Below are 16,184 nucleotides of genomic sequence, written 5' to 3'. Positions count from 1 at the left end.
CAGACTTGAGGCATTAACAAGTCTGTTCTTTGTTTTTACAACTTCTTCTTCAACTCAGCCACTGCTGCCATAACTTCTAGGGGAGTCATATTGTAGATGTCCAAGTCTCGGAGTTCAGTCAGGACTGGATTTTCCGTTTCTTCTACAAAAAGCGACATCTGCTCAGACACTTTTTGGGAGTCCGTTCTAGACGCTGGAAGAGAAGCCTCTCTTTTCTCTTGATTTTCCAAATCTGTCAAAATCTCATCTGCCCTTGTCAGTAAATCTTTTGGCAATCCAGCAATCTTGGCCACATGAATCCCGTAAGACTTGTCAGCAGGTCCTGCTTCAATCTTATGCAAAAATGTCACTTGGCCATCTTTTTCTAGAGTTGCCACATGGACGTTTTCCAATCGTGTCAAGCTACTTGACAGGTCTGTCAACTCATGATAATGGGTTGCAAAAAGAGTCTTGGCCTTGGTACGGTCATGAATATACTCAATAATTGCTTGCGCCAGAGCCATCCCATCATAAGTCGCAGTCCCCCGTCCCAGTTCATCAAAAAGGATCAAAGAGCGTTCACTTGCTTGTCGAATGGCCCGATTAGCCTCCATCATTTCTACCATAAAGGTCGACTGCCCAGAAACTAAATCATCCGCCGCACCTATTCGTGTAAAGATAGCATCGAAAATCGGAAGACTGGCTACTTCTGCCGGTACATACGATCCCATTTGAGCCATGATGACAATCATTGCCAGCTGTCGCATGTAGGTTGACTTCCCGCTCATATTTGGTCCAGTAATCAGCTGAATATCTGTTTCTTGATCCAGTTCGATACTATTTGGGATGTAGCTTTGGGCTCCCATGACTTTTTCGACAACCGCATGACGGCCTTTTTTAATCTGCAAACTACGACTGCTTGTAAAACTTGGACGGACTAAGTGTTGACTTTCAGCCACAACCGCAAAGCTCTGTAAAACATCGACCGTAGCTAGGGTTTGAGCTAAGGCTTGTAGCCGTTGAATATATTTTCCGACCTCTTCACGAATGCGCATGAAGATCTCATATTCCAGATTAGCAGACTTCTCACGCGCCTCCAACATCTCGCCTTCAATGCGCGCCAGCTCTTCCGTACCAAAACGCTCAGAATTTTTCAAGGTTGCTTTGCGGAAAAAATGGCTAGGAACATTGCCTAGTTGAGAATTGGTGACATGGAAATAGTAACCATCTTTCTTGTTATAATCAATTTTCAGATTAGCAATACCACTTGCCTCTCGCTCCTTGGATTCAATGTCTGCAATCCAGCTAGTCCCCTCTCTCATGACCAAACGATACTGGTCCAAGGTCTCGTCAAAACCAGTTCGAATGATATTGCCCTCAGTAATTACTTGTGGAGCATCTGGGTCAATAGCAGAGCTGATTAGATTTTCCAGCTCAGGAATTGCATCTAGCCTTGCCACCAAACTCTCCAAAGCTGGGCTTTCAATCGTTTCTAAAATTGACCGAATCTGAGGAACATGGCTCAGAGTAGAAGACAATTGCAGGAGGTCCTTGGGATTGGTCTTGCCAAATGACACACGACTTACCAGGCGTTCAATATCATAAACGCCCTTGAGACTATCTGCCAAATCACTCCGCTCAAAGAAATAATCCAGAAAGACCTGAACAACATCTTGACGCTTGATAATTCGTCCCTTATCAATCAAGGGATGCTGGATCCAAGAACGAAGTAGGCGTCCTCCCATGGCTGTTTTTGTTTCATCCATTAGCCAAAAAAGACTACCATGCTTCTTACCCGTACGGGCATTTTCAGTCAAATCCAGGCTGGTCTTTGTCGCATAGTCCATCTGCAGAAAATCTTTTATCTCATAATGATGGGCCTTTTTGAGATGGCTGAGCTCCCGCATCTGCGTCTGAAAAACATAGGCCAGAAGCTTCCCTGCCGTCTGCTTTTCTAAAGATGATAACTCATCTCCTAAGAGCTGAACGTCCTCCATTGCTTCCTCGACTTCTGACAGGAGTAAATTCATTTGTTTTGACAAAACCTGCTGCTCATCTTCTGACAAGCAATAGCCTACGACCACTTCCCGAGCTCGGAGATTTCGAATTTCTCCACAAGCTTGGTCAAAATCTGCCAGGCTGGTCACCTGAAATTCTCCCGTAGCCAGATCCATATAAGCCAAGCCATAAGCTTGCTCCTGCCTATCCAAAGCAACCAAAAAGTTATTTTCTCCGGCTGGCTTACTAGAATCCACTACCGTACCCGGTGTAATAACCTGTACCACCTCGCGTTTGACCACACCTACTGCCTGTTTAGGATCTTCCATCTGCTCCGCAATGGCAACCTTATAACCAGACTCAATCAAAACATCAATATACTGCTGGGCAGAATGATAAGGTACACCCGCCATTGGAATGGGATTCTCCGAATTTTTATTACGGCTAGTCAGGGCAATCTCGAGAATCTGTGCCGCATTAACAGCATCCTCGTAAAACAACTCATAGAAATCACCCATACGAAACAGCAGGAAGGCGTCCTGATAGTCTTTTTTAATATCCAAGTACTGCTGCATACCTGGCGATATTTTTTCTGTTGCCATAGTTTCCTCTCTCGTTGACAAGTTAGGCCTGTAGGCTCCAACTCTCTAGTCACTTAAATCCTGAGCACCTTTTGCTATACCATGAACTCTAATGGTTACCCAAGAATCATCTTACCTGATTTTACCATAAATAGAAAAAGGTTGAAACTTTTGTCTCAGCCCTTTTTCATTCTTCAATTTACATCTTTGCCAAAATCTGCTCTTCGATTTCTTTGGCAGTGTCCTGATTACGGCAAATCAATAAGAGTGTATCGGCACCTGCTAAGGAACCTAAAATCCTCTCATCCCTATTTTCATCAATGATGTTAGCCAGCACTGCAGCCTCTCCCAAGCGTGTGTGCAAAACCAAGGTGAATTCTGCACGGGCTACCCCTCTAAGATGGTAAGACAAAACTTCAGTCAAATCAATTCGAGCCGTTTCTTGAGCTAAAACATAATAGAGCTGGCCATTTTTCTTGACTTTAATTAGACCAATTTCTCGCAAATCACGGGATAAAGTCGTCTGAGTTACATAAATACCCTCTTCTTCCAGACGTGTCTGGATATCCTTTTGTGTCCCTAACTTCTCCTCTTTAATCATTTTCTTGATTAAGTCATGACGTTTTTTCTTTTTCATTTTCCCCTCGGTAGTTGTATATTTATACTCTAAATTATACCAAAAAATTGTTATGATACCCAAAAAATTTGAAGATTCCTTTAAAAATGTGATAAAATAGTAATATTAAAAGACTCAAAGGAGCACCTATGGATAATAAACAAATCATTGCCAGCGAATTGGCCAAGGTGATTGACAGCCTGGACCAAGACGCTATTTTAAATTTACTCGAACAGCCAAAAAGTTCTGATTTAGGAGATATCGCCTTTCCTGCTTTCTCATTGGCCAAAGTAGAACGCAAGGCTCCTCAAGCTATTGCAGCTGATATTGTCGAAAAGATTGACACAACTCACTTTGACAAGGTTGTTGCGACTGGACCGTATGTCAACTTTTTCTTAAACAAAGCTGAGATTTCTGGTCAAGTTATTAAAGAAGTAGTCAAAGAAGGGGCTGACTACGGGCAACAAAATGAAGGCAAGGGCGAAAATGTTACTATCGACCTTTCAAGTCCAAACATTGCCAAGCCTTTCTCAGTTGGTCACTTGCGCTCTACCGTTATCGGAGATGCTCTTTCTAACATCTTCCGCAAAATGGGCTACAATACCATCAAAATCAACCACTTGGGCGACTGGGGTAAACAATTCGGTCTTCTCATGGTCGCTTATAAAAAATGGGGAAGCAAGGAAGCTGTCGAAGCAAATCCTATCGACGAGCTGCTACAACTCTATGTCCGTATCAATGCCGAAATCGAAAACGACCCTGCCTTGGATGACGAAGGACGCCTTTGGTTTAAAAAGCTAGAAGATGGTGATCCAGAAGCAACTGAACTTTGGCAATGGTTCCGTGACGAAAGCTTGGTGGAATTCAACCGTATATATGAACTTCTTGGGGTTGAGTTTGATAGCTTAAATGGAGAAGCCTTCTACAACGACAAGATGGATGAAGGGATTAAAATCCTTGAAGAAAAAGGTCTTTTGGAAGAATCAAAAGGTGCTAGCATTGTCAACCTTGATGATGTCAACCTTCCTCCAGCTATGATCAAAAAATCTGACGGAGCTACGCTTTACATCACTCGTGATATTGCAACCGCTATGTACCGAGCTCGTACCTACAACTTCGTCAAAAGTATCTATGTCGTAGGACAAGAACAGTCTAACCACTTCCGCCAGCTCAAAGCTGTACTTAAGAAGATGGGATTTGACTGGAGCGATGATATGACTCACGTAGATTTCGGTCTTGTTACTAAGAACCGTCAAAAACTGTCTACACGTAAAGGAAATATCATTCTTCTTGAGCCAACCTTGCAAGAAGCGATCAGCCGTGCAAAATCTCAAATTGAAGACAAGAATCCAGAACTTGAAAACAAAGAAGCGGTTGCTCATGCTGTTGGGGTCGGTGCGGTTAAATTCTACGATTTGAAAACAGACCGTCGCAATGGTTATGACTTTGACTTAGAAGCTATGGTATCCTTTGAAGGAGAAACAGGCCCTTATATCCAATACGCTTATGCTCGTATCCAATCTATCCTTCGTAAGGCAGATTTCACACCTGATGCAAATGCTGACTACCGTCTAAACGATGCTGAAAGCTGGGAAATCATCAAGCTCCTCCAAGACTTCGGTCGTGTTGTAAAACGCGCTGCAGATAACTATGAGCCATCATTGATCGCCAAGTATGCTATTAGCTTGGCTCAAGCCTTCAACAAATACTATGCACACACACGGATCTTGGACGAAAGCCCAGAACGCGATAGCCGTTTGGCCCTCAGCTACTCTACTGCCGTAGTCCTAAAAGAAGCTCTCCGCCTACTTGGTGTTGATGCTCCAGAAAAAATGTAAGAAGCTAAAAATGCGCTCTAAAGAGCGCATTTTTAATTTGTTCAACTAGCCTGAATTCTAATTCATCCAGCTTTACTTAGCTTTTTTAGTATAGTATTTTCTAACTAAATCATTAAAGACCTAGAATCATCTACTGTTTCATTCATATTATTTTTATTGATAAAACAAATGCACCTTCTAATAGAAGGTGCGTTTGTTATGCTATATCCAAGCAACGATTACTTGCCTATTCCTCCACAAAACGTCCTAAGATATGGACGTTCTCTGAAACAGAGACAAAGGCTTGCGGGTCGGTTTTACGTATAATGTATTTAAATTCATTATACTCAGCCCGAGTAATTACTGTGATCAGAATTGCCTTTTCCTGATGATTGTAGGTTCCTTCTGCACCATTGATCATGGTAGCTCCCCGATGCAATCGTTTGTGGATTTTCTCAATAACCTTATCTGGACAACTGGTAATAATCATGGCCTGCATTTTCTTTTGCTTAGTAAATACAGCATCTGTTACCCGACTGGATACGAAGATGGTAATCATCGAATAAAGTGCATAGGTCCATCCAAAAGTCAGACCTGCAATCAGCATAATCACCCCATTCACCACGAAGGAAATACTACCGACATTACGGCCTGTCCGCTTACGAACAGTCAAACTGACAATATCCGTTCCGCCACTAGAAATATTATTTTTCAAAGCAAAGCCAACACCTGTCCCCATCACGACGCCCCCAAAAAGAGCATTGATAATAGGGTCCTGTGTTAAAACCACCTCTGGAACAATCTGGATAAAAAAGGAACTCATACTGACAGTTATGAAGGTGAAAACTGTAAACTTATGTCCAATTTGATACCAAGCCACAACCATCAGCGGAATGTTGATTAAATAGAAGGTAAGGGAAACTGGAATTGTCATCCCAATAAATCTCTCACTCAAGGCAGAAAAAATCTGAGCTAGACCTGTTGCCCCACTAGAATAAACATGCCCAGGCTGAAAAAAGAAATTCACAGCAACAGCTGAGAGAAAACCATAGACAATCGAAGCCGAGATTTTCTCATCATACTTTTCCTTAGAAATGCTCTGTAGTACTTTCAAGAGCCGAAAATTATAGGCCAATCGGCGAATCCTATAGCGTAGGATCTTATAAAACTTAGTCTTTTTCATTTACTTCCACTTGTAAATTCAGTTCATCTAACTGTTTTGCAGCCACAGGGCTCGGAGCCTGTGTCATTGGGTCAGTCGCCTTGTTATTCTTAGGAAAGGCAATCACTTCACGGATATTTTCTTCGCCTGCTAAGAGCATCACAAAACGGTCAAGCCCGATAGCCAAACCACCATGTGGTGGGAAACCATAGTCCATAGCTTCGAGAAGGAATCCAAACTGGTCATTTGCTTCCTCAGCTGAGAATCCAAGAGCCTTGAACATGCGTTCTTGAAGGTCTTTTTGGTTGATACGAAGACTACCACCACCAAGCTCATAGCCGTTTAAGACGATATCATAAGCAATGGCACGAACCTTGGCCAAATCACCTTCTAATTCGTGAGCGGTCTCTGCCTGTGGAAGAGTGAATGGATGGTGGGCGCTCATGTAGCGGCCTTCTTCTTCAGACCATTCAAACATTGGCCAATCAACAACCCAAAGGAAATTGAATTTATCGTTATCAATCAAGTCAAGCTCTTTGGCGATACGGCCACGAAGGGCACCAAGCGTTGCATTGGCTACCTCAAGCGTATCCGCTACAAAGAGAACCAAATCCTTATCTTCAAGACTAAGTGCTGTTATCAAGCTTTCTTGGATGCCAGTCAAGAACTTAGCAACGGGTCCGTTTAATTCTCCATCCACAACCTTGACCCAAGCAAGGCCCTTAGCTCCATACTGCTTGGCTACTTCGGTCATCTTGTCGATGTCTTTACGTGAATAGTTGTCTGCAGCGCCTTTGACGACGATTGCTTTTACTGCCGGAGCTTCTGAAAAGACTTTGAAGTCTACACCTTTGACCACTTCTGTCAGGTCCTGAAGCAACATGTCAAAACGAGTATCTGGCTTGTCAGAACCATATAGGGCCATTGCATCATCGTACTTCATACGAGGGAATGGAAGCGTCACTTCGATTCCTTTTGTTTCCTTCATGACGCGCGCAATCAAGCCCTCTGTGATGTCTTGGATTTCTTGCTCACTAAGGAAGGAAGTTTCCAAGTCGACCTGGGTAAACTCAGGCTGACGATCGCCACGCAAGTCTTCGTCACGGAAACATTTAACGATTTGGTAGTAGCGATCAAAACCAGCATTCATCAACAATTGCTTAGTAATCTGTGGACTTTGAGGAAGAGCGTAGAAATGACCTTTATTGACACGAGATGGCACCAAATAGTCACGCGCCCCTTCTGGTGTTGACTTGGAAAGGAAGGGTGTTTCCACATCAATAAATTCCAACTCATCCAAGTAGTTGCGGATAGAGTGGGTCACTTTAGCACGAAGTTTAAGATTTTCCAACATCTCTGGACGACGAAGATCGAGATAGCGGTAACGCAAACGTGTATCGTCATTGGCTTCAATGCCGTCTTTAATTTCAAAAGGAGTTGTTTTAGCGGTGTTTAGAACCTCCAGGCTTTGCACGTGTAATTCTACAGCACCTGTTGCCAATTTATCATTAGCTTGCTCTCTGGCTACCACTTGACCTGTCACTTCAAGGACAAACTCACTGCGCAGACTTTCTGCTGTCTCCATCACATCCTTTGAAACAATCTCAGGATTGATAACCAGCTGCATGATGCCTTCACGGTCTCGCAAATCAATGAAAATCAAGCCACCCAAGTCTCGTCTACGAGCAACCCAGCCTTTCAAAGTGATTTCTTGACCTACGTGCTCCTTGCGAACACGTCCAGCATACATCGAACGTTTCATTATTTTTCTCCAAACTTTTAATTCTTGTTCTATTTTACCATAAAGATAGAGGGATAAGCTTGTCCCTCAAGATTTTTTTAGAAAAATCATTTTTGTTAAATAGCAGACCTTACAATATGTCAATTCAAGCCTAGTCTTCCTTCTTGCCCTTTTCAAATAAAGCAGGTGCCAAGGCCTTGCTGACCATAGCTGTTAAAAATCGAAAAAGACCTGCCGCCAAGCCAAATATAGGAGCTAGATAGCGGGAAAAGAAATCTCCCCTAATAAATAGGCACAGAAGACCCGTTATGATAAATAAAGCTACTGCCTGAATAAGGGAGAGCATGACTATTTTTTTCATTCAATATTCCTTTGTAGATGATCGTTTGTAGTTGCTCAAGTAAAACAGAGGGCTGGAATAGAATTCCAGCACCTGTTGCTTTCACTTGCTTAGAGTCCAATTTGGGCCAAAACAGCCTGAAAATCTGTCTTAATAGCATCAAGCGACACTGTCACTTCTTGACGTGTCTCATTATTTTTGACAGTCAGCTCGCCACTTTCCAGCTCGCTCTCTCCAAGGGTAATAATGGTCTTCGCTTGGAAGATATCCGCTGATTTAAATTGGGCCTTAATCTTGCGGTCCAAATAGTCCCGTTCAGCCGTAAAACCTTGAGCTCGGAGAGACTGGACTAATTCCAAAGCTTTGCCATTGGCACCAGCTCCCAAAACAGCAATATAAGCGTCCAGACCCGTCTCAATCGGAAGCTCTACACCTTGCTTGTCCAAGACGAGAAGCAAACGTTCCAAGCCCATACCAAAGCCGACACCTGGAGTCTCAGGACCACCAAAGTAAGCAACCAGCCCATCATAACGGCCACCCGCACAAATGGTCAACTGACTGCCAGCCACCTCAGTCGTAAACTCGAAAATCGTGTGGTTGTAATAATCCAAACCACGGACCATGTTGGTATTGATAACATACGGGATCTGTAAAGTCTCTAACATAGAGCGAACGGCCACAAAGTAAGCACTGCTCTCCTCATCCAGATAGTCCAGAATAGACGGAGCCCCCTCTACTGCTACCTTATCCTCAGGCTCTTTAGAATCCAGCACGCGCAGGGGATTTTCTTCCAAGCGACGTTGACTATCAGCTGAAAGTTTAGCCTTCAGTGGAGTCAGATAATCAATCAAAGCCTGACGATAAGCCGCTCTGCTCTCAGGATTCCCCAGTGTATTTAGCTCCAAGCTGACATTGGTGATGCCAATTTCCTTGAAGAATTGAGCTGCCATAGCAATCATTTCTACGTCTGTTGCAGGATTGCTAGAACCAAAACACTCTGCTCCAATCTGGTGAAACTCCCGCAGACGACCAGCTTGTGGACGTTCATAGCGGAACATAGAGCCCATATAGTAGAGCTTGACAGGCTTTTGAACTTCCGGCGCGAAGAGCTTGTTTTCCACATAAGAACGAACGACAGGAGCTGTCCCTTCCGGACGAAGGGTGATGTGGCGGTCGCCCTTATCATAAAAGTCGTACATTTCCTTGGTCACAATGTCTGTCGTATCTCCAACAGAACGGCTGATAACTTCATAATGCTCAAAAATAGGAGTACGAATCTCAGCATAATTGTATTTCCTAAATGTCTCACGGGCAAATTCTTCGACATATTGCCACTTGGCAGACTCTTGTGGGAGAATATCTTGAGTTCCCTTTGGTTTTTGTAATTTCATCTTCTCACCTCTGTCTTCTTTAGTACCTATATTTTACCACAAGTCCAGCATTTTTAGGAGTACAAATGGCATTTTCCAACAGTAAGAAGTAAATCCGTTTTCATTATAGAAAATATCTTGAAAAAATGTCAGAATTGTGAGAAAATAAAAACAATTCCAGCTAGATAGAAGGAGATACCTATGAGAGACGATATCAAAATCAACGACCGAGCAGCTGCCATTCAGGATAAACTAGTAGAAAAACTCGAGCGCATTTACGATCCAGATGTAGAGCTAGATGTATATAACCTAGGTCTGATTTATGAGATTAACCTAGATGAAAGTGGCCACTGCAAGATTGTCATGACCTTTACTGATACAGCCTGCGACTGTGCTGAGAGCCTCCCCATCGCCATCATGGACTCTCTGAAGAAGATTGATGAGATCGAAAGTGTCTCTGTCGAGGTTACTTGGTCACCTGCCTGGAAGATCACCCGTATCAGCCGTTTCGGCCGTATTGCACTAGGGATCAGCCCTAAATAGAAAAACATTGAAATAAAATATTGAACCCGCTAGAAAGCCAGCGGGTTCTTTTGTTATCTATAGGCTATTTCTTGCCGGTTTCTTCTGGTTTCCAGAAGTCGGTCACAGCACCTTTAGCAGCAGAGGATACCATATGGGCATATTTACCAAGTACCCCGCGGCTATAAAGCGGTGGAATCGTTGTTTCTGCCTTGCGTTTCGCCAGCTCTTCATCAGAGACAGCCATGGAAATTTCCTTGGTATCTTGATCAACGGTTACTATATCGCCTGTGCGGAGATAAGCGATTGGGCCACCATCCTGAGCTTCCGGAGCAATGTGTCCGACAACCAAACCGTAAGTACCACCTGAGAAGCGGCCGTCTGTCAGAAGGGCAACTTTGTCCCCTTGACCTTTCCCTACAATGATAGAAGAAAGTGACAGCATTTCAGGCATACCAGGGCCACCTTTTGGTCCAACGTAACGAACTACAACCACATCACCATCGACTACTTCATCGGCCAACACTGCATCAATAGCGGCTTCTTCTGAGTCAAATACCTTGGCTGGTCCGACGTGACGACGTACTTTAACACCAGAAACCTTAGCAACAGCGCCGTCTGGAGCTAGATTACCATGCAAGATGATCAATGGACCGTCTGCACGTTTTGGATTTTCAAGTGGCATGATGACTTTTTGACCTGGTGTCAGATCCGCAAAGTCTGCCAGATTTTCCGCCACAGTCTTACCAGTACAAGTGATGCGATCTCCGTGCAGGAAGCCATTCGCTAAGAGATATTTCATAACAGCAGGCACTCCACCAACCTCATAAAGGTCTTGGAAGACATATTGACCAGATGGTTTCAAGTCAGCTAGATGCGGTACCTTCTCTTGAATGACATTAAAGTCGTCCAGTGTCAGCTCGACATTGGCCGCATGAGCCATTGCCAGTAAGTGCAGGGTAGCATTTGTAGAACCACCCAGAGCCATGGTCACTGTGATCGCATCTTCAAAGGCTTCGCGCGTCAAGATATCAGACGGTTTCAACCCCATCTTAAGCATATTAACAACCGCACGTCCAGCCGCTTCGATATCCTCTTTCTTGTCAGCCGATTCAGCTGGGTGAGAAGAGGATCCTGGCAAGCTCATACCCAGAACTTCAATGGCTGTAGCCATGGTATTGGCTGTATACATACCACCACAGCCACCAGGGCCAGGGCAAGCATTACACTCGAGACGTTTCACGTCCTCCTCGGACATATCCCCGTGATTCCATTTTCCGATTCCTTCAAATACGGAAACCAGATCAATATCTTTCCCGTCAAGGTTTCCAGGCGCAATCGTTCCGCCATAAGCGAAGATTGCAGGAATATCCATATTGGCAATGGCGATCATAGAGCCTGGCATATTCTTGTCACAGCCACCAATAGCTACAAAGGCATCCACATTGTGCCCGCCCATGGCAGCTTCTATAGAATCCGCAATGATATCACGAGAGGTCAAAGAGAAGCGCATCCCTGGTGTTCCCATGGCAATCCCGTCCGCAACGGTAATCGTGCCAAATTGCACAGGCCATGCGCCAGCAGATTTAACCCCTTCTTTTGCTAGCTTACCGAAGTCGTGCAGGTGCATATTACAAGGGGTATTTTCTGCCCAAGTCGAAATCACCCCTACAATAGGTGTTTCAAAATCTTTATCCGTCATTCCTGTCGCCCGAAGCATGGCACGGTTTGGTGATTTAACCATGCTATCGTAAATCTTACTTCTATGACGATTTTCTAGCTTATCTGTCATGTCTTTTCCCTTCCTATCAGTGGTCTTTGTGTCCTATATTATACCACACTTGCCCTCAAATGAACAGGAGGAAATTTTTAAATTTTCAGAATTTTATAAAAATAATTGCTCTGCTATTTTCAAATTAAATAAAAAAATCTGTCAAGTAACTTTACTTTACAAAAAACTTTTGATATACTGTTAAAGTTGATGTAACTCATCAAACTGAATCGAAATCATAAACTAAAAGGAGAAACAAACAATGGCAGTACCTGCACGTCGCACTTCAAAAGCGAAGAAAAACAAACGTCGTACTCACTACAAAGTAACAGCTCCATCTGTAACTTTTGACGAAACTACTGGAGATTACTCACGTTCTCACCGTGTATCACTTAAAGGATACTACAAGGGACGTAAGATCGCTAAAGCTGCTGCAGCTGAATAATAGAAGGGAGATACCATGCGCGTAAATATCACACTTGAACACAAAGAATCTGGTGAACGCTTGTACCTTACTTCTAAAAACAAACGTAACACTCCAGACCGTCTTCAATTGAAGAAATACTCACCAAAACTTCGCAAACACGTTGTGTTTACAGAAGTTAAATAGTGGGTCATTACGTTTCAGTAGAAACGAAAAAACCTTGATTTAACGCGATTCTTGAATTTTCAAATTTCAATGTATTGCAATAAAAATCAACCGAATGACTACATTTTTGACTACATTTTTTGTGAAATAAATTAGATGTTCGGATATATAGAAAATGCTCTAGACAATATGTCTAGAGCGTTTTTGTGTTATTAGAGAAAATGAGGCGGTTTCTATGTTATTAGAATATTTTTTAGATGTATGATATAATAATGACAAAATAGAAGGGTAAATGATTGGAATGAAAAATCTTAGTGATTATTTAATAGATAAAGATACTGATGAAATAATTTGGAAATTTGCTTTTTTAGGTAAACAAGAGAATTTAAATTCAAAACTTCAAGAACTAGCAGAACTAGCTGAAGAGGAAAATTGGACATCAGCTAATTCAGATAAGCATAATAATATTTTGTATAGTTATTTAATCCATACTTTTAATAGAGCTTTTGAACTGGGAACTGAATACGTTGTTGTTAACGAAGCAGAAAAATATGCTTGTTTCAATACAGGTTTATTAACAGATAATGGAGAGGATATCATTTGTCTATTTAATACTTTTGACAGTAGTGCTGATTATCATTGGCATCTATATGGATTCCGTAAAGTATCTGATTGGGATTTTTTAGCTGAGTTTTCAGTCACTCCCAAAGTTCCGCATTATTTTAGTAACCCTGCTGATTTATATTTTGATCCAAATAAAGAATTAGTCAAGAATTTAGATCATATTTTAGATGATAATTTCTCAAGATTTAGTGAAGATTTGCAAGCTAAAGGTAAATCTTATATTCATGCTCTTCTAAATAATGCACTCGACCTTACAATCACCAAATGTAAAAGAAATTATCGTATTGTTGTTCCTCAATATTATCGAGGAAGAGTAACATATCTTTTACCAGTTACTATTGATAACGAGTTAATGTCTTTAGCAGTTGAAAGTATTAATGGAAGATACCGTGTAAATACAATTTTTACTTTGGATATGGCATATAAAAATGCTAGACTTCTAATGAAGCCTGAAGTAGATTGGATAACATCAGTTACTAAAAAATAAAAAATCAACATCTAGACAGATGTTGATTTTTTGAAGTTTAAAACTTCACTCCTGCCCATTATATGATAATAGGCCACACATAAAACATTCTTAAAAAAACCGTAATTATAAACAAAACCTTCTATAAAGAGATATCGTTCACTATCATTCTATCATCACATTGATTACTTGTCAATTATTTTTTAACACTTATCATCACTTTCAATTGGACAAACAAAAGTAGACAGTGTATACTAAAGATAGATAAGTAGACAGTGTATACTTTTGGAGGAGATGAATGAAACGCAATACTGGCCAGCTGAAAGAACAGCTTATTCAAACAGGGATTGAAGAAATCGGAAAACATGGAATTGAACAGCTTTCGCTCAGGACTGTTGCCAAGGCCTGCGGTGTGACTCACGGCAGCCCTTACCGCCATTTTGAGAGCAAGGAAGGCTTCCTCAAGGTGGTTTTGACCCAGCTTTCGCTCTTTCTCAATCAGGAAATCAATCAGAGCATTGATGCGACAGGTTCTGCGCGTAATCAGCTGACCCAGCTTGGACTTAATTTCATTATTTTTGCCAAGACCTACCCACATTTTTTCGAAGCTCTCTTTATCAAATTTCCTTTTAAATATATGAAGGTGACGCAGGACACCATTCTCTTGGAGTCTGATCTGCCTGGATTTGATAAATTTAAGGGGCTTATTTTAAAGCTTCGTAAGGAGGAAAATTTTAGCAATAGCGAAGCGGAAAGTCTTTTTCACTTTTGGAGCTTTATCACGGGTCTAGCTGTTCTGGCCAACAGTCCTATCGGACAAGACCTTGATCCTCAAGCCATCCAAAGCACGATCGAGCACATGCTTGACATTTATATCAAAGGAGAACGATCATGAAAACCTTGATTATTTACACCCACCCCAGCCCAACTGGCTTCAATGCTGCTATTCTCAAAGAGGTTCAAAGCAACCTTTCTACGAAGCACGAGGTAAAAACCTTAGACTTGTATGCTGAAAATTTTGACCCGATTTTGCGCTTTGACCAAGAACATAGACGCCGTGACCTGCACAAAGATCCTGAAATGGCCAAATACCGAGATTTGATTACTTGGGCAGACCATCTGGTTTTCATTTTCCCTATCTGGTGGAGCGGGATGCCGGCCATTCTCAAAGGCTTTATTGACCGTGTCTTTGCGGCTGACTTTGCCTACTCTTATAAGAAAATCGGCATGCAAGGCCACTTGCAAGGGAAGTCTGCCTGGATTATCGTCAGCCACAACACACCAGGTTTTGCCCTGCCTTTCGTCCAAGACTACGGCAAGGTGCTTAAAAATCAGATACTGAAACTTTGTGGCATTTCTCCAGTCAAACTGACCGAGCTCAACGGAGTAGAACGCAAAACAGACCAACAACGCCAAGAAATGCTCAAGAAAATCGGGCAGCTGGCCAGTCAAATTTAAGATAAAGAAAACGGGAGTGGGAAAGAACTTCAAACAAGTTAAAAAGTTCGTCTTCCCACCCCCGCACAGTTGATTAGGTCATCTTTAGAGCTTACAAAGCGAAGGAAGATGCCAATCAACCACTGCGTCATCTATTTTTTCTAATTTAGATTCAAAAGCCTGGACTTTTTGCCCAGGCTCGTTTTTATGTCTAATCCAACCCCACGCGCTTGAAGATTTCATCCACGCGTTTTTGTGGCATAGCAAATTTGCTTATTGATGATTTTTAAAGATTTATAATATGTATGCTATATTATTTTGAAAAATCCTGGATCCACGAGATTAGTATACCCGAAGTCATCAAGTATGAAAACAAAGAAAATAAAATAATCATAGTAAATAGAACAATTTGCGATTCCAAAAATGCTGTATTATGTATAACTCTTTTTATAAATTCAGGAACTTTTATTTTTCTTGCAAAATGAATTAACAAGTTTCTAAACATCATAGCATATGCCAGGAATTGTTGGACAATTGCAATTAATAAACCAATTATTTTATACGCACTTTGAATAAACTCGCTATTTGTCAATGCTGCTGACATCCCTTCAGAGATTGTTAATAGGTTAACTCCATAATAAATAGTTAGCATAGAGATAGGTATTGAATAAAAAAGATAAACTAATGTAGATTTTTGGATACGGCCACTAATCGCAACAATGAATAAAATTACTATTGAGAAAATTAGAGGAACTAAACCATACCATTTTAAAACTAGTGAAATTTCATTTTTATACTTTATAAACATAGAAACTATTCCAACAATACCAATTAACGATAAAATAATAATTCCCCAAAAATCATCATCACTCATATTTTTATTAGTTTGATCTTGCTTAGGTTTCTTTCTTATAAATTTAAAATCCAATCCTGGTTTATATCTAGGCGTTGGAATTATTATTGTATTTTCTGAAATTTCTAGTGAGTTCTTATTAAAAAAGTTTGATAGTTTATTACTCCATTCAGAAAACCTTGGACCTATCACCGGTAGTTTCTTCAATACTTTGTTTAAAATAAAGAATGCACCACTTGCAATTAAGCCCTGAATTACTCCATCTGGCGTTGTTTTAATTATATTAGCAAACCAACTTAGTATATTATCTACATTCAT

Annotated in this window: 15 protein-coding genes; 7 read left to right on the top strand and 8 right to left on the bottom strand. The window is 41.5% G+C overall.

Translation table 11 applies throughout. The features are described from left to right. Positions 1–35 precede the first annotated feature (35 nt). Together mutS and argR are read right to left on the bottom strand one after the other, a co-directional pair. Positions 36–2,579: a DNA mismatch repair protein MutS gene (mutS, locus tag O3640_RS09855; RefSeq protein ID WP_371586852.1), complete on the bottom strand. Its 2,544-nt coding sequence runs from the start codon at positions 2,577–2,579 to the stop codon at positions 36–38. A gap of 178 nt (positions 2,580–2,757) precedes the next feature. Continuing rightward, the gene (gene argR, locus O3640_RS09850) at positions 2,758–3,195 is read right to left on the bottom strand and encodes an arginine repressor (RefSeq protein ID WP_008809983.1); all 438 of its coding nucleotides are present in this window, start codon (positions 3,193–3,195) and stop codon (positions 2,758–2,760) included. 128 nt (positions 3,196–3,323) lie between these two features. On the opposite strand from argR, the gene argS reads away from it, so the two are divergent. Next, on the top strand, positions 3,324–5,012 hold the full coding sequence (gene argS / locus O3640_RS09845) for an arginine--tRNA ligase (RefSeq protein ID WP_008809984.1): 1,689 nt from the start codon (positions 3,324–3,326) through the stop codon (positions 5,010–5,012). Positions 5,013–5,238: 226 nt separating this feature from the next. On the opposite strand, the gene O3640_RS09840 is transcribed toward argS, so the two are convergent. From O3640_RS09840 to hisS, 4 genes are all read right to left on the bottom strand, one after another. Continuing rightward, positions 5,239–6,174 (bottom strand): YitT family protein, encoded by a 936-nt coding sequence (locus tag O3640_RS09840; RefSeq protein ID WP_061593896.1) that lies wholly within the window; start codon positions 6,172–6,174, stop codon positions 5,239–5,241. Next, positions 6,161–7,915, bottom strand: coding sequence for an aspartate--tRNA ligase (aspS, locus tag O3640_RS09835; protein ID WP_371586851.1), 1,755 nt, complete (start codon positions 7,913–7,915; stop codon positions 6,161–6,163). The genes O3640_RS09840 and aspS overlap by 14 nt, the downstream gene beginning before the upstream one ends. 130 nt (positions 7,916–8,045) lie before the next feature. Further along, entirely contained in the window at positions 8,046–8,255 is a 210-nt protein-coding gene (locus tag O3640_RS09830) for a hypothetical protein (protein WP_371586850.1), read from the bottom strand. Positions 8,256–8,344: 89 nt separating this feature from the next. After that, positions 8,345–9,625, bottom strand: a complete 1,281-nt coding sequence (gene hisS, locus O3640_RS09825) for a histidine--tRNA ligase (RefSeq protein WP_371586849.1) — start codon at positions 9,623–9,625, stop codon at positions 8,345–8,347. 180 nt (positions 9,626–9,805) lie between these two features. On the opposite strand from hisS, the gene O3640_RS09820 reads away from it, so the two are divergent. Continuing rightward, positions 9,806–10,147 (top strand): metal-sulfur cluster assembly factor, encoded by a 342-nt coding sequence (locus O3640_RS09820; protein WP_012131031.1) that lies wholly within the window; start codon positions 9,806–9,808, stop codon positions 10,145–10,147. Positions 10,148–10,211: 64 nt separating this feature from the next. Here O3640_RS09820 and ilvD read toward each other — a convergent pair whose 3' ends face one another. Beyond that, positions 10,212–11,918: a dihydroxy-acid dehydratase gene (gene ilvD, locus O3640_RS09815; protein WP_008809990.1), complete on the bottom strand. Its 1,707-nt coding sequence runs from the start codon at positions 11,916–11,918 to the stop codon at positions 10,212–10,214. A gap of 241 nt (positions 11,919–12,159) precedes the next feature. On the opposite strand from ilvD, the gene rpmF reads away from it, so the two are divergent. The 5 genes from rpmF to O3640_RS09790 all read left to right on the top strand — a co-directional run bounded on the left by rpmF (position 12,160) and on the right by O3640_RS09790 (position 15,034). Then, positions 12,160–12,342 (top strand): 50S ribosomal protein L32, encoded by a 183-nt coding sequence (rpmF, locus tag O3640_RS09810; RefSeq protein WP_008809991.1) that lies wholly within the window; start codon positions 12,160–12,162, stop codon positions 12,340–12,342. Positions 12,343–12,357: 15 nt separating this feature from the next. Beyond that, complete coding sequence (gene rpmG, locus O3640_RS09805) at positions 12,358–12,507, top strand: 50S ribosomal protein L33 (protein WP_001265622.1); 150 nt, start codon at positions 12,358–12,360, stop codon at positions 12,505–12,507. 271 nt (positions 12,508–12,778) lie between these two features. After that, entirely contained in the window at positions 12,779–13,597 is an 819-nt protein-coding gene (locus O3640_RS09800) for a DUF3825 domain-containing protein (protein WP_268723088.1), read from the top strand. A gap of 277 nt (positions 13,598–13,874) precedes the next feature. Further along, positions 13,875–14,471 carry a TetR/AcrR family transcriptional regulator gene (locus O3640_RS09795; RefSeq protein ID WP_268723089.1) on the top strand — a complete coding sequence of 199 codons (597 nt, stop codon included), beginning with the start codon at positions 13,875–13,877 and terminating at the stop codon, positions 14,469–14,471. Further along, entirely contained in the window at positions 14,468–15,034 is a 567-nt protein-coding gene (locus O3640_RS09790) for an NAD(P)H-dependent oxidoreductase (RefSeq protein ID WP_268723090.1), read from the top strand. The genes O3640_RS09795 and O3640_RS09790 overlap by 4 nt, the downstream gene beginning before the upstream one ends. 292 nt (positions 15,035–15,326) lie before the next feature. Here O3640_RS09790 and O3640_RS09785 read toward each other — a convergent pair whose 3' ends face one another. Beyond that, complete coding sequence (locus tag O3640_RS09785) at positions 15,327–16,184, bottom strand: hypothetical protein (RefSeq protein ID WP_268723091.1); 858 nt, start codon at positions 16,182–16,184, stop codon at positions 15,327–15,329.

The sequence above is a fragment of the Streptococcus sp. 27098_8_75 genome (assembly GCF_041432475.1).
Classification (GTDB): Bacteria; Bacillota; Bacilli; order Lactobacillales; family Streptococcaceae; genus Streptococcus; species Streptococcus gordonii.
Note: the sequence above shows the minus strand (reverse complement) of the source record. Positions and strands in the feature narration are given on the sequence as shown.

Excerpts from the sequence above, each read along its gene's own strand:
- argR (WP_008809983.1), bottom strand. The coding sequence starts at position 3,195 with ATGAAAAAGAAAAAACGTCATGACTTAATCAAGAAAATGATTAAAGAG.
- O3640_RS09785 (WP_268723091.1), bottom strand. The coding sequence starts at position 16,184 with ATGAATGTAGATAATATACTAAGTTGGTTTGCTAATATAATTAAAACA.
- argS (WP_008809984.1), top strand. The coding sequence starts at position 3,324 with ATGGATAATAAACAAATCATTGCCAGCGAATTGGCCAAGGTGATTGAC.
- aspS (WP_371586851.1), bottom strand. The coding sequence starts at position 7,915 with ATGAAACGTTCGATGTATGCTGGACGTGTTCGCAAGGAGCACGTAGGT.
- O3640_RS09795 (WP_268723089.1), top strand. The coding sequence starts at position 13,875 with ATGAAACGCAATACTGGCCAGCTGAAAGAACAGCTTATTCAAACAGGG.
- mutS (WP_371586852.1), bottom strand. The coding sequence starts at position 2,579 with ATGGCAACAGAAAAAATATCGCCAGGTATGCAGCAGTACTTGGATATT.
- O3640_RS09790 (WP_268723090.1), top strand. The coding sequence starts at position 14,468 with ATGAAAACCTTGATTATTTACACCCACCCCAGCCCAACTGGCTTCAAT.
- rpmG (WP_001265622.1), top strand. The coding sequence starts at position 12,358 with ATGCGCGTAAATATCACACTTGAACACAAAGAATCTGGTGAACGCTTG.
- rpmF (WP_008809991.1), top strand. The coding sequence starts at position 12,160 with ATGGCAGTACCTGCACGTCGCACTTCAAAAGCGAAGAAAAACAAACGT.
- ilvD (WP_008809990.1), bottom strand. The coding sequence starts at position 11,918 with ATGACAGATAAGCTAGAAAATCGTCATAGAAGTAAGATTTACGATAGC.
- O3640_RS09830 (WP_371586850.1), bottom strand. The coding sequence starts at position 8,255 with ATGAAAAAAATAGTCATGCTCTCCCTTATTCAGGCAGTAGCTTTATTT.
- hisS (WP_371586849.1), bottom strand. The coding sequence starts at position 9,625 with ATGAAATTACAAAAACCAAAGGGAACTCAAGATATTCTCCCACAAGAG.
- O3640_RS09840 (WP_061593896.1), bottom strand. The coding sequence starts at position 6,174 with ATGAAAAAGACTAAGTTTTATAAGATCCTACGCTATAGGATTCGCCGA.
- O3640_RS09820 (WP_012131031.1), top strand. The coding sequence starts at position 9,806 with ATGAGAGACGATATCAAAATCAACGACCGAGCAGCTGCCATTCAGGAT.
- O3640_RS09800 (WP_268723088.1), top strand. The coding sequence starts at position 12,779 with ATGATTGGAATGAAAAATCTTAGTGATTATTTAATAGATAAAGATACT.